This is a genomic window from Dorea sp. AF24-7LB, assembly GCF_003478575.1.
In the GTDB taxonomy this organism is placed as follows: domain Bacteria; phylum Bacillota; class Clostridia; order Lachnospirales; family Lachnospiraceae; genus Dorea_D; species Dorea_D hominis.
The window spans coordinates 179,375-195,593 of the sequence record NZ_QUFR01000004.1 but is presented as its reverse complement, the minus strand read 5'-3'; the positions used below and the strand labels follow the sequence as shown (position 1 = coordinate 195,593).

Sequence of the window (16,219 nt, the reverse complement as noted above, 5' to 3'; positions counted from 1 at the left end):
TCACAAATTATGAGCAATGATATTCACGAACAAATAAAGGAATATTATGGAGTCATCCTGCAAAGCAGTGATGACCTCAAAACAAATGCGTGCTGCTGCAGTTCAGCGCCGCCGAAGTATGTAAAAGATATTTTGCCGTTGATCAAGGATGAGATAAAAAACCGTTTTTATGGCTGTGGTTCTCCGATTCCGATGGGAATGAAAGGATGCCATGTGCTGGATCTCGGATGTGGTACGGGAAGAGATGTCTATATTTTATCTAAACTGGTTGGGGAAGAGGGACATGTCTATGGCGTAGATATGACACCGTCCCAGATTGAAGTTGCCATCCGTAATGAAGCAGCGCAGATGGAGGCATTTGGATTCGAAAAGACGAATACAAGTTTTCATCTGGGATATATCGAAGATCTGAAAAGCATCGGAATTGAAGATAATTCCATCGATGTTGTGACATCTAACTGCGTAATTAATCTGTCGCCGTTCAAGGAGCAGATTTTCCGGGAAGTATACCGGGTATTAAAAGAAGGCGGAGAGATTTATTTCTCCGATGTTTTTGCCGACCGCAGGCTTCCGGATGAAATAAAAAATGATCCGGTCATGCGCGGAGAATGTATGGGTGGCTCCATGTATCTGGAAGATTTCCGCAGAATGATGGAAAAATGTGGTTTTGTCACTTATTATACGATGGAAAAGACACCGATCCAGCCGCATGATTTCGAGATTGCGAGATTGACAGGAGACATCCAGTTTTATTCCTGTACAGTACGCGCATTTAAGTGTAGCGGCCTGGAGGACCGGGAAGAAAATTACGGACATAGTGCGACCTATCTTGGAACGATGGAGGAAAATAAACGGTATTGCGATTTTGATGAGACATTCCGTTTTCTGAAAAATAAACCACTTGGAATCAGTGGTAATCTTGCAAAGATTTTAAGGGCTTCCAGATTCTGTAATTATTTTACGGTTGAAGGAGAAGGGGAGACACATTATGGCCTGTTTAAAGAACTGGATCAGAGTGTTAATCCGACGCAGTATGATAAAAATGCAAAGATTACAGCAAGGACACTGAAAGAAGAAGTCAGACGGTATGACATTCCGGAATTAATGGATCGTGTCAAAGGTGTGGATGAGCTGTATTCCAAAGAGCAGCTCACGACAATGCAGGTAAATGTCGGCTACAGGTGTAATCTGTCCTGTGCACACTGCTTCCTGGAGTGTGGGCCGGATAAAACGGAGATGATGAGCAAAGAGACAATGGATCAGTGCCTGCAGGCATTTAAGACCGGTGGGTTTCGAACGATGGATATTACCGGCGGTTCACCGGAGATGAATCCGAATCTTACTTATTTCATTGAGGCAGCATCGAAGCTTGGCGATGTGATTGTCCGCACAAATCTTGTTATTTTGCAGAAGGAAGCATATGCTCACTTAATAGATGTATATACAGAAAATAAAGTCCGTATTGTCTGTTCTCTGCCTTACTATAATAAGAAAGTTGTGGAAAAGCAGAGAGGCGCACATGTATTTGATCCGGCGATTAAGATTCTACAGGAATTAAATGCAAGAGGCTATGGCAGACAGGATGATCTGCGGCTGACGCTTGTGTATAATACAGATGGCCCGTATCTGCCACCGAATGAATTTATGCTGGAAAAGACATACAGAGAAATTCTGGAAAAGGAATATGGCATTGTATTTACGGATTTGATCGCAATTGGAAATGTGCCGATCGGAAGATTCGGGCAGGAGTTAAAGCACCAGGGAAAACTTGGATCTTATCTGAAACTGCAGAGTGAGAACTTCAATGAAGACAATCTGCCGAAGGTTATGTGCCGGGATCAGATCAATGTTGATTACGATGGCAGTCTGTATGACTGTGAATATTATCATGTCCTTGGAATGAAACCAGATGGGGAAGCACATATCAGAGAGCTTGCGGATCATGCGCCGAAGCCGCGGAAGATTCATACCTGTGCAGTTTGCTATAGTTGTACGGCAGGATATGGAAGCAGCTGTGGTGGGAATCTGTCACATTAAGTTGGCAGTGGAAGGTTCTGCCGGTGTGATTTGTCGGATAGAAAAAGAGCTGTTTGGAAATTATGAAAATGATTTCTGGAAAAATATGGAAGAAAAATAAAAAAATATTAAAAAACACTTGATTTTTAGAAAAACATGTCATATAATATTACTTGCGTCACGGAAAACTGATGACGCAGGATATGCGCGATTAGCTCAGTTGGCAGAGCACCTGACTCTTAATCAGGGTGTCCAGGGTTCGAACCCCTGATCGCGCACTATAAGATCGCTGTTTTTGCAGACAACAGAGCTGCAGGGACGGCGATTTTTTGTATAATAGGAAATTTCATTTCCTATTATACAAAAGCCTCCGGCAGGATGCGCACTGCGGCGTACAATGATGATGTCGCAAGCGACCACCGCAGGCGCGCGAATGTGCCAAGGCACATTCGATTTATAGCGACGAGGAGGGAACAACATGGCGGCATTTAACCGTTTTATAGAAAAATGGATGGCACTGGTGACACCAATCTGCCTTCTTTTGGGCGTGTGGTTCCCGGATATTGCAAAACATGGACTCCCATATGTTCCGTTTGTCTTTGCATTTATGACATTTAATGGTGCTTTGAAGTCTAGCTTCAAAGATGTGGCGGGGGTATTTAAGAACCCGTCAATACTTCTTGTGATGCTCGGGCTTATTCATGTTGTAATGCCGGTATTTGCCTGCGGACTTGGACATTTATTTTTCACAGATAATGCAAGGCTGATTGCCGGGATGGTGTTGGAATTTTCAGTGCCGACAGCGGTGTCAGGACTGATGTGGATAACAATCTACAGCGGAAATAGTCCGTTATCGCTGTCTCTGGTGGTGACAGATACGGTGTTGTCGCCGTTTTTAATTCCATTGACATTAAGGATTCTTCTTGGAAAAACAGTACATATGGATACAGTACAGATGATGCAGGAGCTGATCTTCATGGTGGCATTTCCGGCAATTTTTGCTATGTGCCTGAATCAGATCAGCCATAATCGCGCAAAAGAATGTTTGCCGAAAGTGCTCGCACCTTATTCCAAACTGGCGTTGATATTTGTTGTAATATCCAATTCATCCAAAGTGGCACCGTATATTCGCCATATGAACGGACAGCGGGTAGCTGTAGCAGTAACAATTCTCGTACTGGCGGCAAGCGGTTATGCAATCGGACTTCTGGTCGCAAAATTATGGAAGAAGGATCACGAAACATCTATTTCCATGATGTACGGAAACGGAATGCGTAATATCAGCGTGGGAGCCGTGATTGCGGCGGCATATTTCCCGGGAGAAGTGATGTTCCCGGTTATGATCGGAACGTTGTTCCAACAGGTACTGGCTGCATTTTATGGAAAAGCAACGGAGCAGCCGGGTGACAGCAGTAAAAACTAAGATTTCCCTAAGAATATCTTTAGAATTATTTTCTTTACAAGGATGTGTATTCTATTTATAATTTTACCAACAAAAGAAATGAGGAAAAAGGATGCACAAAAGACGAAGAGAGTTTAAGAAGAGAGCCAGATGTGTGTTGAAGACGCATTACTGGCTTTTTGTTATGTTATGCCTTATTGCAGGCATGATCGGAACAGAATTTACCACTTCCGTGAAACTGGGAAAGGACGCAGCAGTGTCTTATGCGGAAGCAGAGAACACGGTCAATCGTCTGACAACGGATAACCTGATCGGAGCGTTCTATGATAATCTGGAAGAATTTAATGAAGGAAAAGAGGCGGAGCAGAGAGCGCGCATTGATGAAAAGAAGAAACGCTATGAAGAAGAATCAAAAAAGAATGAAAATGCGGTTCTTGGACGAAGCAGCGGTGTCTTTTCCGGCATTGTAAATAAAGCCGCTTCCGGTGAATATATTGTTACACTTGCAGTTGCGGTGCGCTCACTGGTCGGCTCGGATAACATAGCTGCCTGGCTGCTGATCGTTGTCAGCCTGGCACTGATCTTTTTCGTGCAGACCTTTATCGTAGATGTGTATCAGATTGTTATGCGAAGGATGCTTTTGGAAGGGCGCTGTTATAAGCGCGTTCCGCTACACAGAGTGTGGTTCCTGATGCGGGTGCGCAAATGGATGCATGCGGGAGTCACGCTTCTGTTAAAACAGGCATTGCACACTGTGTGGGGGCTTACGGTTATCGGGGGCGTTGTCAAATATTATTCTTATTATCTGGTTCCTTATATTGCAGCAGAGAATCCATCAATTAAGGCGGCAGATGCGATCACATTATCAAGGCAGATGATGGACGGGCATAAGTGGGAATGTTTTGTGATGGAATTGTCGTTCTGGGGCTGGAGATTTCTTGGATTTTTTACAATGGGAATTGCCAACATTTTCTATATCAATCCATTTATGGCTGCGACAATGGCAGAATATTATGTGAGTCTGCGAGAGGAGGCAATCGACAGGAAACTTCCGCTGGCAGAACAGTTAAATGATAGATATCTGTATGAGCATCCGGAACAGATGGTGCTGGATGCGGCTTATGAAGACGTTAGAGAAGTGGAGGAAGAACCGCCGGTTGTTATAGAAGGTCTGACTGGAGTTCAGAAGTTTCTTGCAAATACACTGGGAATCACAGTGCTGCATCAGAAAGAGATGGATGCGCTGGAGGAAGAGGCAAACCGAAAATTCCGGGTTGTGCATGATATACGTGCATACAAAGGAATTGTTTATCCGACCAGACTGTATCCGATTTCGGAAGTGAAGAGAAATAATCTGCTGGAAAATATGAACTTTTTGCGTCATTACTCTATCTGGTCTGTGATCATGATGTTTTTTATTATGTCATTTGCAGGCTGGGTGTGGGAAGTGAGTCTACATTTTCTGACCAAAGGATGTTTTGTTAACCGTGGGGTTCTTCACGGTCCGTGGTTGCCGATTTACGGGGCTGGCAGTGTACTGATTTTATTGTTGCTGAACCGTCTGCGCAGAAAACCTGTGGCAGAATTTATTGCAGCGGTAGCCTTGTGTGGATTTATAGAATATTATACATCTTATTTCCTAGAGATTATAACGCATGGCAAGCGATGGTGGGATTATCATGGATATTTTCTGAATCTTAACGGAAGGATCTGTGCAGAAGGGCTTTTGACATTTGGAATCGGAGGCGTTGTAATGGTATATGTACTGGCGCCATTTTTAGACAATCTGATCCGCAGGCTTCCGATGCGACGTCTGATTGCGTTATGTGTGCTGTTGTTAGTATTGTTTGGCGCAGATCAGATGTGGTCGGTACGTCATCCGAATGAGGGGAAAGGAATCAGCAAAATGAGGACGACAGCCGTCCGGACATATGAAAAAGAAGGGAAGGTAGTAAAACAATGATCGCATTATATCTGGCTCCGCTGTATCTGTTATTATGCGGATATATACTCTGGCGCATGCTGCACTGGCTTGCAGCCTGTCACGATGTGACAAAAAATTTTTTTCTCAGGGGACTGCTCGTCACAGTGTACGTTTTTCTGGCGCTAAGCCTGCTTTTTGGATTCCTTGTACCGCCGTCGATGTTACAAAGAGTGCTGAAAGGGATTGGCAATTACTGGCTGGGTGTGTTATTATATATCTTGCTTACAGTTCTTGTAGCAGATCTTATAAGACTCATTCTGAAACATGTGTCATTTCCGAAAAAGGAAAGACTTTTTTCAAGAAAAGGACATGTTATCGTGGGCAGTATATGTCTGGCAGTGATTCTGGCATTCAGTGCCGCCGGGATCTATGGTGCACGTCATATCGTAACGACAGATTATCAGGTAAAGATATCAAAGAAAGCAGGGAATCGGAAGGAACTGAATCTTGTTCTTGTGGCTGATTTCCATCTGGGATACAGCATCGGCAGCAGCCATATGCAGCGGATGGTGGAGAAGATCAATGCGTCAAAACCGGATCTTGTAGTGATCGCGGGAGATATTTTTGACAATGAATATGAGGCATTGGATAATCCGGAGCGCCTGGAGAAGATATTAAGATCGATCAAGAGCAGGTATGGTGTCTATGCATGTTACGGCAACCATGATATACAGGAGAAGATTCTGGCAGGATTTACATTTCCGAGAAAAGGGAAGAAGATGAGCGATCCGCGGATGGATACATTTTTGGAGAAATCAAATATTCATCTGCTTCGGGATGAAGCAGTCGAGATCGACAATGCTTTTTATCTGTTCGGAAGAGCTGATTATGAACGTCCGGGAAGAGGGATCAGGAAGAGAAAGCTTCCGAAAGAACTGGTGAAGGAAATGGATCAGAAGAAACCAATTCTTGTAGTGGATCATGAACCGAGAGAATTAAAAGAACTGGCAGATGCGGGAGTGGATCTGGATCTGTGTGGACATACACATGATGGCCAGATGTTCCCGGGGAACTTGGTTACGGACATGATGTGGGAGAACTCCTATGGCTATCTGAAAAAGGGAAAGATGCATAATATCGTGACTTCCGGGCTTGGCGTATTCGGACCGGATATGAGAGTGGGTACGAAGAGTGAGATCTGCCGGATTAAGATAAAATTCAATTAGAGAGAAAGAGAGAAAGGGAATTGCAAAAAAGTAAAACTTTCTCTTTCTTTTCGCTCTGAATTGGTGTATGATAGTAAAAGACACAACATATTGTGTAATGACAAGTTAAAAATATCTATATTTTGTTATAAAAAAAGAATGCTAAAAAAGGAGAAATCAAGGGGATTATGGGAATTCAAGTGAAAAATCATGTGATCAAACGAAACGGAGAGGAAGTACCGTTCCAGCTTGATAAGATCATAAATGCGATCAAATCTGCAAACAAAGAGGTAGAACGGATCCATCAGTTGAATGAATATCAGATTCTTGCAGTGGCAGATACAATCGGTCAGAAAGTGAACGAATATCGCCATGCCGTGAATGTAGAAGATATTCAGGATATGGTAGAGACCGGCATCATGGAGATGCGTGGATATGAAGTCGCACAGAAGTATGTGCGTTATCGTTATAAGAGAGAGCTTACCAGAAAATCAAATACAACAGATAATGGAATCCTCGCACTGATCGAGCACATGAATGAAGAAGTAAATCAAGAGAATTCCAACAAGAATCCTGTGATCAATTCTACACAGAGAGATTACATGGCAGGAGAAGTCAGCAAAGACTTATCCAGACGTCTGCTCCTTCCGGAAGAGATTGTGCAGGCGCACGAAGCAGGAATCATCCACTTCCATGATTCTGATTATTTTGCACAGAAAGAACATAACTGTGATCTGATCAATTTACAGGATATGTTGCAGAATGGTACAGTGATCAGTGAGACGCTGATCGAGAAGCCGCATAGCTTTTTTACAGCATGTAATGTAACGACCCAGATCGTGGCACAGGTGGCAAGTAACCAGTATGGCGGACAGTCTTTTACACTGGCACATCTGGCACCGTTTGTAGATATCAGCAGACAGAAACTCCGTAAGAATGTTATCGCTGAGAGACAAGAATGTGGCGAGAGCATGGATCCGGAAATCATTGACAAGATTACAGAACGCAGACTCCGCGATGAAGTAAAGAGCGGAATCCAGACGATCCAGTATCAGCTTATCACACTGATGACCTGTAATGGACAGGCGCCGTTTGTAACCGTATTTATGTATCTGGATGAAGTAGAAGACGGACAGTTAAGAGATGACCTTGCTATGATCATTGAAGAAGTGATGAGACAGAGAATGCAGGGCGTTAAGAATGAAAAAGGTGTATGGATCACTCCGGCATTCCCGAAATTGATCTATGTATTGGATGAAGATAATATTACAGAAGGTTCCAAGTACTGGGAACTGACCAAGCTGGCAGCAGAATGTACAGCAAAACGTATGGTACCGGATTATATTTCCGCTAAGATGATGCGTGAGCTGAAGCAGGGAGAAGTTTACCCGTGTATGGGCTGCCGTTCATTTTTGACAGTTGAGGACGAGCAGAGAAATCCGGACGGAAGCCATAAGTTCTATGGACGTTTCAATCAGGGAGTTGTAACGATCAATCTTGTAGATGTGGCATGTTCTTCTAATGGAGATATGGATAAATTCTGGAAGATTCTGGATGAACGTCTGGAGTTGTGCCACCGGGCACTCCGCTGCAGACATGAGCGTCTTCTCGGAACGATTTCCGATGTAGCGCCGATCCTGTGGCAGTATGGTGCACTGGCAAGACTGAAGAAGGGTGAGACGATCGACAGACTGCTTTATAATGGATATTCAACAATCTCTCTCGGATATGCGGGCCTTTATGAGATGTGCATGCGTATGCTTGGCAAATCCCATACAGATCCGGAAGCAAGCCCGTTTGCACTGGAAGTTATGCAGAAACTGAATGATAAGTGCAAAGAATGGAAAGAAGCAGAGCACATCAGCTATTCCGTATACGGGACACCGATGGAATCTACAACTTACAAATTTGCAAAATGTTTACAGAAACGTTTTGGAATCATCAAAGGCGTAACCGATAAGAATTATATTACGAACAGCTATCACGTACATGTAACAGAGAAGATCGATGCATTTAAGAAACTGAAATTCGAATCCGAATTCCAGAAGCTGTCTCCGGGTGGAGCGATCAGCTACATCGAAGTACCGGATATGCAGGACAATATTCCGGCAGTACTCTCCGTTATGCAGTATATTTACGAGAATATCATGTATGCTGAGTTAAATACGAAGAGCGATTACTGTGAATGTTGCGGCTATACCGGTGAGATCCAGATCAAGGAAGACGGAAACGGTAAACTGATCTGGGAGTGTCCGAACTGCGGTAACAGAGATCAGGATAAGTTATGTGTAGCAAGAAGAACCTGTGGATATATCGGAACACAGTTCTGGAATCAGGGAAGAACACAGGAAATCAAAGACCGCGTACTTCACCTGTAAGAAGGAAAGATTGACAAAAAGAACAACTCCATATATAATATAACCTATTGAATTACTGGGAATATGAAGTGACCGGCGGGTGCATGCATGAGAGACATGGAATGCAGCCGCTGGTTTTGCGTAACAAACTTACAAAGCGTGTTCTATTATTGCGATAAAATCTGTGAGACACGTTTCGTACGGCAGAAGGAGAAGATAAGAAGATGCTGACACAATTTTCGAGAACCGAATTATTACTTGGAAAAGAAGCAATGGACAGGCTTGCGAATGCCAGAGTTGCGGTATTTGGAATCGGTGGCGTGGGCGGTTACGTCTGCGAGGCACTGGTGCGAAGCGGCGTAGGTGCATTTGATCTGATCGATGATGATAAAGTATGTCTGACGAACCTGAACCGTCAGATCATTGCGACAAGAAAGACTGTTGGAAAATATAAGACAAAAGTGATGCGTGACCGTATCCTGGAGATCAATCCGAATGCAAAAGTGACGATCCATGACTGCTTCTTCCTGCCGGAAAATGCAGATGATTTCGCATTTGAAGAGTATGATTATATCGTCGATGCTGTAGATACGGTAACGGCGAAGATCGCACTTGTGATGGCGGCAAAGGAGAAAAATGTGCCGATCATCAGCAGTATGGGGGCCGGAAATAAACTGGATGCCAGTATGTTCCGCGTGGCAGACATTTATAAGACGAAAGTATGCCCGCTTGCAAAAGTTATGCGCCGGGAACTGAAAAAACGTGGCGTAAAGAAGCTGAAAGTGGTATATTCAGAAGAGCAGCCAACCAGACCGAAAGAAGATATGGCGACCAGCTGCAGACACAACTGTATCTGCCCGCCTGGAGCAAAGCATAAGTGCACGGAGAGAAGAGATATTCCGGGAAGTGTGGCATTTGTACCTTCGGTGGCAGGACTTATTATTGCCGGTGAAGTGGTAAAAGACCTGGCTGCAGGAGAAACACAGAAATAGATTCGATAAGAAAGCAGAATTGGTGATACAAAGATGAGTATTTCAATAGCGGAATTAAAAAAATTAGCAAAAGACAGTTATGAGCTTCTGGATATCCGCAGTGAGGTAGAGATTTCCCACGGAGCAATTCCTGGAGCAATTGCGGTAAAGCCGGAAGAGATTGAAAAAAAATTAAAAAATAAAGAGCTGGATCCGGAGAAAAAGCAGGTTATTTGCTGTAGCAGAGGAAAAATCAGCGTAGAGATCGCAGAAGAGCTGGAAGAAGAAGGATATAACGCAGAGAGCCTGGAAGGCGGTTATGTGGCCTGGCTGATGGACGTTATGAAAGAAGAGATGGATAAGGATCAGAATAATGAGAAAGCAAAGGAAGTAGAGCAGAGCCTTCGCAAGAAATTCAAGAAAAAAATCTGGTCTAAATTTACAAAAGCGATCAACACGTATGAACTGGTAAAACCGGGAGATAAGATTGCAGTCTGTATTTCCGGTGGAAAAGATTCGATGCTGATGGCGAAATGTTTTCAGGAACTGAAAGTACACAACAAGTTTGATTTTGAAGTGAAGTTTCTTGTAATGGATCCGGGATACAGCCCGGAGAATCGCAAGGTTATTGAAGATAATGCGAAGAAACTGAATATTCCGATCACAATCTTTGAATCCGATATTTTTGAATCGGTATTTAATGTAGAGAAATCACCGTGCTATCTCTGTGCGAGAATGCGCAGAGGACATCTGTATCATTTCGCAAAAGATATGGGATGTAATAAGATCGCGCTGGGACATCATTATGATGATGTGATCGAGACAATCCTGATGGGAATGCTTTACAGCGGACAGATCCAGACGATGATGCCAAAACTGCATAGTACAAATTTTGAGGGAATGGAGCTGATCCGTCCACTCTATCTTGTGCGTGAAGATGACATCAAGGCATGGAGAGATTATAACGATTTGCGTTTTATTCAGTGTGCATGTAAATTTACAGACACTTGTACAACATGTAACAATGAAGAGAACCAGTCCAAGCGGATCGAGATCAAGAATCTCATCAGCGAATTGAAAAAGACGAACCGGTTCGTCGAGGGCAACATTTTCAAAAGCGTTGAAAATGTCAATTTAAATACAATCGTGGCATATAAGAAAGACGGTGTGAAACATAATTTCTTAGACACTTATGATGAAGTGTAGAGAAAATATATCAGAGAAAATGAGATTTCATTTCAGATAGAAATATGCTACTCTTACAACAATCGGAGGCTGCATCAGTCAGCCTCCGTTTATCAAAAGCTTTTATTCAAAGCACGCTTTCAAAATGAAAACTTTGTTTTACCAACTTTACACTATTGCAAAAAAACACTACAATGTTATATAGAAATAATGTGAGGTATAACTATGAACTATGGAACGATAAAAGAATATGATATTGCAGACGGACCGGGTGTGCGTGTCAGCCTGTTCGTGTCCGGTTGCCGGCATCACTGCAAGGGATGCTTTAATGAAGAAACCTGGAATTTTAATTATGGAGAGCCTTTTACCGATGAAGTAAAAGACCGGATTTTAAAACTTCTGGAGCCGGTATATATTCAGGGATTTTCCCTGCTGGGTGGAGAGCCTTTTGAGCCGGAGAATCAGGTTGTGCTTGTGAATCTTCTAAGAGAGATCAAGGAGACCTATCCGAAGAAAGATATCTGGTGCTACAGCGGCTATCTCTTTGATGTGGATCTTGTAGAGGGAGGCAGAGTGTATACAGAGGTGACAGATGAGATGCTGTCTTATATCGATGTGCTTGTAGATGGTGAATTTGTAGAAGAATTAAAAGATATTACGCTGAAATTTCGCGGCAGTAGCAACCAGAGGATTCTGGAACTTGCAAAACTGCGGTAAATGTAAATAAGGAAGGGGACTTAATTATGAATTCAGCTTATGAGAAATTGACGGATTGTTATGAATCAGTAAAGGGGGAACTTCCGTTCAAACCAAAAGTAGCGCTGGTACTTGGTTCAGGACTCGGTGACTATGTGAAGAAGATGAAGGTGGAGAAAATTATTTCTTACCATGATATTGATGGTTTCCCGGTATCTACAGTTCAGGGACACAAAGGTCAGTTTGTATTTGGATATGTAGGGAACGTACCGATCGTAGCGATGCAGGGACGGGTTCACTACTATGAAGGCTATTCTATGACAGATGTAGTACTCCCAATCCGCCTGATGCGTCTGATGGGGGCAGAAGTGCTGTTTCTTACGAATGCTTCCGGCGGTGTAAACTACGATTATGAGCCGGGAGATTTTATGCTGATCCAGGATCAAATCGCAAGTTTTGTTCCGTCACCATTAATTGGAACGAATATAGATGAACTGGGAGCGAGATTTCCGGATATGTCAGAAATCTATGATGAAGATCTATGCAAATTGATTCGCTATACAGCAAGTGATCTTCAGCTTACTCTGCGCGAAGGTACTTATCTGCAGCTTACCGGACCACAGTATGAATCACCGGCTGAGATCCGGATGTACCGGCTGTTAGGTGCAGATGCAATCGGAATGAGTACGGCATGTGAAGCGATTGCAGCAAACCATATGGGTATGAAGATCTGCGGAATTTCCTGTATCTCTAATATGGCATGTGGCATGACAGATGAACCGCTCAGTCATACGGAAGTTCAGGAGACAGCAGACCGTGTGGCACCATTATTCAGAAGTCTTGTATCCGAATCGATTATCCGGATTTCAGATTTTCTGGAGCAGAAGGAGGCAGAAGCTCAGGAGAAAGAAGAAAAGTAAGAAAATACAGGAGAATCTATGAAAATAAGAATATATAATGCCAGGATTATACCAATGACAGAAGAAAAGGCAGGACATTTTCAGATTGTGGAAGGGGAAATTCAGATTATAGAAGATAAGATTGCTTATGTCGGATCTTCGGAAATTGCACCATCCGGCTGTGGCAGTACCGGAAAAGAACAGTCTGCATCAGGTGCTGATGATAAATGGGATCGAGAGATTGATGCCCAAGGCAATCTGATCCTTCCGGGATTTAAGAATGCACATACACATTCGGGTATGACATTCTTGCGTTCGTACGCGGATGATCTGCCACTTCTGGACTGGCTGAACAAACAGGTATTCCCAATGGAGGCGAAGCTTACACCGGAAGATGTATATTTGTTTTCAAAACTGGCAGTTTTAGAATATCTGACAAGTGGGATTACGGCGAATTTTGATATGTATCTGACACCGGATACGATGGCACAGGCATCAAAGGATCTTGGATTCCGCACGGTTATCTGTGGTGCAGTAAATGATTTCGTACAGTCCGTGCCCGAGATGGAAAAATGGTACAAAACATACAATCAGTTTGATTCGCTGATCTCGTATCAGCTTGGATTCCATGCAGAATATACGACATCAAAGCCGATTTTGGAGGACATAGCAGCGCTTGCAAAGGATTTAAAAGCACCTGTTTATATGCATAATTCAGAAAGTTGTTCCGAAACGGAACAATGTATTGACAGAACTGGAATGACACCGACAGCGTATCTGGACAGTCTTGGAATGTTCGCACATGGCGGCGGTGGCTTTCACTGTATCCACATGACAGAAGAAGATCTGGAGATTTTTAAAGAACGCGGATTATACGTTGTGACAAATCCAGCATCTAATATGAAGCTGGCAAGCGGGATACCTCCACTTACGAAGATGCTTCAAATGGGAATCCCGGTTGCGATCGGAACGGACGGACCGGCAAGCAACAACTGTCTGGACATGTTCCGGGAGATGTTTCTTGTGACAGGGCTTGCAAAGCTTAAAGAGAAAGATGCGGCAGTTGTTGATGCAAAGGAAGTGTTATATATGGCAGCCGTGCAGGGCGCACGGGCGATAGGGCTTGCGGACTGTGACAGCCTGGCGCCGGGTAAGCAGGCAGATCTTATTATGATCGACCTGCATCAGCCGAATATGCAGCCGCTCAATAATCTTACAAAGAATATTGTATACAGCGGAAGTAAGCAGAATGTAGTGATGACGATGATCGCCGGAAAGATTCTCTATGAAAAAGGAGAATTTTATGTTCCGGAAGATGTGGAACGGCTGTATGCGGATGTGAACTGCCGGGTAGAAGAATTGAAGAGATAACAATATAAGACAGAATGAAAACCATAATTTGAACATAGAAAAGAACTGGAGAATTACATGCAAAATATATTATTTGATCTGGATGGAACTTTATTACCGATGAATCAGGAGAAGTTTGTTACTTTTTATCTGCCGCTTCTTGCAGAAAAGATGAAGAAATATGACATAAGTACAAATGACCTGATCTCTGCAGTGTGGAAAGGGTTCTATGCAATGGTGGCAAATGACGGACACCAGACAAATGAAGATGCATTCTGGGAAGCATTTGATGCAGTAACCGGATGGGAGAGAACAGTAGTAGAGCCGGATGTAACCGATTTTTACCAGAATGAATTTAATCAGGCAGTTGTTTCGACAGATCCGACCGGAATGGCAGCAGAGATCATCCATACATTAAAAGAACAGGGGAAAAAGATCTATCTGGCAACGAATCCGGTATTTCCGGAATGTGCGACTATGAACCGTATCAAATGGGCAGGGCTGGATGCGTCGGATTTTGAAGCTGTCACAACTTATGAGAACAGTCATTACTGCAAGCCGAATGTGAAGTATTTTGAAGAAGTATTAAGGGATAATCATTTAAATCCGAAAGAATGTCTGATGGTTGGTAATGATGTAAAAGAAGATCTGGCAGCAGGACAATTGGGGATAAAGACATGGCTTGTAACAGATTGTCTGGAACATGGAGAGGGACTGGATCTTGCGAAAGATGTCAAAGCGAATTATCAGAGCACTTTGGAAGAACTTCTGGAGATGTGTCGCAGAGGTGAGCTTTAGAACCATTCAGCCTTTCAGTTGAAAGGAGATAAAAGATGAAGCACGGAAAAAAACACGGACAGAGAAGCTTCAGCAGAGGCTTCTGGCAGACGGGTTGTACAGAGATATTTGAATGTATTTCTTATTATATGGGCAAATCTCTGATCCTGATTTTTACAACTGCATCTGTAGCGCAGGGTGGACTGGGACTGACTGCGGCGCAGGGGGCGGCATTACAATCATTGTTTATTGCTTTTGCATTTTTCGGGCCTCTGGTCGGCGGAGCGATAACAGACCGCTGGCTGGGTGCGAGATATGCGACACCAATTGGTATGGTGCTGGTCGGAATCGGATACTGGTGCGGCTCCATGGCAAGATCTGTGACGCTTGTATATGTCATGATCTTTTTCGTGTGTGCCGGGCGGAGCCTGTTTCAAGTCAGTGCGATGCTGGGGCGGATCGTGGTTGACAAAGACCGGATGGATGCGGCATATTCAATCCGCTATACATTAATGAATGTAGGCGGTTTTCTGGGAACATTTTCTCTTGGAATCTTATATAAAGATGTATTTGCAGTGAACGGCGTTTTTGGGTTTTCAGCATGTTTCCGTGTGGCAGCATGTGCCATGTTCCTTGGAACGATCTGGTTTATCAGTGGATGGAGAAAGATCGGTGAGGTTGGGAAACGACCGTTCAAGACAGAGAAAACAGCAGAAGAAAAGAACTGGGAAAAGGAAAAACTTCCGGTTACGGCAATCGAAAAGAAACGGATTGGCGCAATCTTTCTTGTGTCCGGATTTTCTGTTATTTTCTGGATGCTGTGGGATCTCGCATATCTGCCGGCATACTATTACTGGACAAAATATATGGACTGGACGATAGCAGGATATGAGATACCGGTGAGCTGGTTTGATTCCAGTAATTCGCTGTTCTGTGTCATATTAGGACCTGTAATGGCAGGAGTATGGCTCAGGCTTTCCAGAAGGCCGGAAGGAGATATGAGCCTGTTCCGGAAGACAGGGATCGCATTGTTCCTTCTTGGGCTGGCATATCTGTATTATGCAGTTCTCGATATTGTCCGGGGAAATGGAAAACCATCTGCTGTATGGCTGATATTTTTCACATTTACGCTGACACTGGGGGAAATGTTTTTTGCGCCGCTCGGACATGCATTTATCAGTAAATATGCACCGAGCAGGTATCTGTCAACAATGATGGCGGTGTGGGGACTGGCAATTTTCCTTGCATCATTATGCTATGGAAAAGTTTACGGACGTTTGTTTGAAAGCGGACTGCCTTTCACAAAGGTCTGCGTGGGGATTACCGTGACGGCAGTGGCAGCGGGGTTAATACTTTTTATGTTGGACAAACGGCTGTCCGGTCTGGTTAAAGAATAAATATTATAATAATCTGAAATTTGATATAAGAGAGGGACAA

At 43.5% G+C, this 16,219-nt stretch carries 13 protein-coding genes and 1 tRNA gene; all 14 read left to right on the top strand.

Annotated elements, in window-relative coordinates:
• Positions 1-9: 9 nt before the first annotated feature.
• The 14 genes from arsS (at position 10) to DWY31_RS06130 (ending at position 16,179) form a co-directional block, all read left to right on the top strand.
• Positions 10-2,037, top strand: a complete 2,028-nt coding sequence (gene arsS, locus DWY31_RS06190) for an arsenosugar biosynthesis radical SAM (seleno)protein ArsS (RefSeq protein ID WP_021860400.1) — start codon at positions 10-12, stop codon at positions 2,035-2,037.
• Positions 2,003-2,137 carry a hypothetical protein gene (locus DWY31_RS14260; protein WP_279209149.1) on the top strand — a complete coding sequence of 45 codons (135 nt, stop codon included), beginning with the start codon at positions 2,003-2,005 and terminating at the stop codon, positions 2,135-2,137. The genes arsS and DWY31_RS14260 overlap by 35 nt, the downstream gene beginning before the upstream one ends.
• A gap of 84 nt (positions 2,138-2,221) precedes the next feature.
• Positions 2,222-2,294: transfer RNA gene (locus tag DWY31_RS06185), tRNA-Lys, on the top strand.
• A gap of 200 nt (positions 2,295-2,494) precedes the next feature.
• A complete protein-coding gene (locus tag DWY31_RS06180) occupies positions 2,495-3,439 on the top strand; it encodes a bile acid:sodium symporter family protein (protein WP_117537500.1) in 945 nt (314 codons plus the stop codon).
• 91 nt (positions 3,440-3,530) lie between these two features.
• A complete protein-coding gene (locus DWY31_RS06175; RefSeq protein ID WP_118519812.1) occupies positions 3,531-5,381 on the top strand; it encodes a DUF975 family protein in 1,851 nt (616 codons plus the stop codon).
• The gene (locus DWY31_RS06170; RefSeq protein ID WP_117537504.1) at positions 5,378-6,568 is read left to right on the top strand and encodes a metallophosphoesterase; all 1,191 of its coding nucleotides are present in this window, start codon (positions 5,378-5,380) and stop codon (positions 6,566-6,568) included. The genes DWY31_RS06175 and DWY31_RS06170 overlap by 4 nt, the downstream gene beginning before the upstream one ends.
• A 167-nt stretch (positions 6,569-6,735) precedes the next feature.
• Entirely contained in the window at positions 6,736-8,925 is a 2,190-nt protein-coding gene (nrdD, locus tag DWY31_RS06165; RefSeq protein ID WP_021860080.1) for an anaerobic ribonucleoside-triphosphate reductase, read from the top strand.
• A gap of 203 nt (positions 8,926-9,128) precedes the next feature.
• The gene (locus DWY31_RS06160) at positions 9,129-9,896 is read left to right on the top strand and encodes a tRNA threonylcarbamoyladenosine dehydratase (protein WP_117537506.1); all 768 of its coding nucleotides are present in this window, start codon (positions 9,129-9,131) and stop codon (positions 9,894-9,896) included.
• 33 nt (positions 9,897-9,929) lie between these two features.
• Positions 9,930-11,081 carry an ATP-binding protein gene (locus DWY31_RS06155; protein ID WP_118519811.1) on the top strand — a complete coding sequence of 384 codons (1,152 nt, stop codon included), beginning with the start codon at positions 9,930-9,932 and terminating at the stop codon, positions 11,079-11,081.
• A gap of 204 nt (positions 11,082-11,285) precedes the next feature.
• A complete protein-coding gene (gene nrdG / locus DWY31_RS06150; RefSeq protein WP_118519810.1) occupies positions 11,286-11,777 on the top strand; it encodes an anaerobic ribonucleoside-triphosphate reductase activating protein in 492 nt (163 codons plus the stop codon).
• 23 nt (positions 11,778-11,800) lie between these two features.
• Positions 11,801-12,676, top strand: a complete 876-nt coding sequence (locus DWY31_RS06145) for a purine-nucleoside phosphorylase (RefSeq protein WP_118519809.1) — start codon at positions 11,801-11,803, stop codon at positions 12,674-12,676.
• A gap of 18 nt (positions 12,677-12,694) precedes the next feature.
• Positions 12,695-14,026 (top strand): amidohydrolase family protein, encoded by a 1,332-nt coding sequence (locus DWY31_RS06140; RefSeq protein WP_199671930.1) that lies wholly within the window; start codon positions 12,695-12,697, stop codon positions 14,024-14,026.
• 57 nt (positions 14,027-14,083) lie between these two features.
• A complete protein-coding gene (locus DWY31_RS06135; RefSeq protein WP_118519808.1) occupies positions 14,084-14,803 on the top strand; it encodes an HAD family hydrolase in 720 nt (239 codons plus the stop codon).
• Between the two features lie 35 nt (positions 14,804-14,838).
• On the top strand, positions 14,839-16,179 hold the full coding sequence (locus tag DWY31_RS06130; protein ID WP_243060443.1) for a peptide MFS transporter: 1,341 nt from the start codon (positions 14,839-14,841) through the stop codon (positions 16,177-16,179).
• The last annotated feature ends 40 nt before the right edge of the window (positions 16,180-16,219 follow it).

What these genes read in the sequence shown, in the direction of transcription:
- arsS (WP_021860400.1), top strand. Translation starts at nt 10, where the DNA reads ATGAGCAATGATATTCACGAACAAATAAAGGAATATTATGGAGTCATC.
- DWY31_RS14260 (WP_279209149.1), top strand. Translation starts at nt 2,003, where the DNA reads ATGGAAGCAGCTGTGGTGGGAATCTGTCACATTAAGTTGGCAGTGGAA.
- DWY31_RS06180 (WP_117537500.1), top strand. Translation starts at nt 2,495, where the DNA reads ATGGCGGCATTTAACCGTTTTATAGAAAAATGGATGGCACTGGTGACA.
- DWY31_RS06175 (WP_118519812.1), top strand. Translation starts at nt 3,531, where the DNA reads ATGCACAAAAGACGAAGAGAGTTTAAGAAGAGAGCCAGATGTGTGTTG.
- DWY31_RS06170 (WP_117537504.1), top strand. Translation starts at nt 5,378, where the DNA reads ATGATCGCATTATATCTGGCTCCGCTGTATCTGTTATTATGCGGATAT.
- nrdD (WP_021860080.1), top strand. Translation starts at nt 6,736, where the DNA reads ATGGGAATTCAAGTGAAAAATCATGTGATCAAACGAAACGGAGAGGAA.
- DWY31_RS06160 (WP_117537506.1), top strand. Translation starts at nt 9,129, where the DNA reads ATGCTGACACAATTTTCGAGAACCGAATTATTACTTGGAAAAGAAGCA.
- DWY31_RS06155 (WP_118519811.1), top strand. Translation starts at nt 9,930, where the DNA reads ATGAGTATTTCAATAGCGGAATTAAAAAAATTAGCAAAAGACAGTTAT.
- nrdG (WP_118519810.1), top strand. Translation starts at nt 11,286, where the DNA reads ATGAACTATGGAACGATAAAAGAATATGATATTGCAGACGGACCGGGT.
- DWY31_RS06140 (WP_199671930.1), top strand. Translation starts at nt 12,695, where the DNA reads ATGAAAATAAGAATATATAATGCCAGGATTATACCAATGACAGAAGAA.
- DWY31_RS06135 (WP_118519808.1), top strand. Translation starts at nt 14,084, where the DNA reads ATGCAAAATATATTATTTGATCTGGATGGAACTTTATTACCGATGAAT.
- DWY31_RS06130 (WP_243060443.1), top strand. Translation starts at nt 14,839, where the DNA reads ATGAAGCACGGAAAAAAACACGGACAGAGAAGCTTCAGCAGAGGCTTC.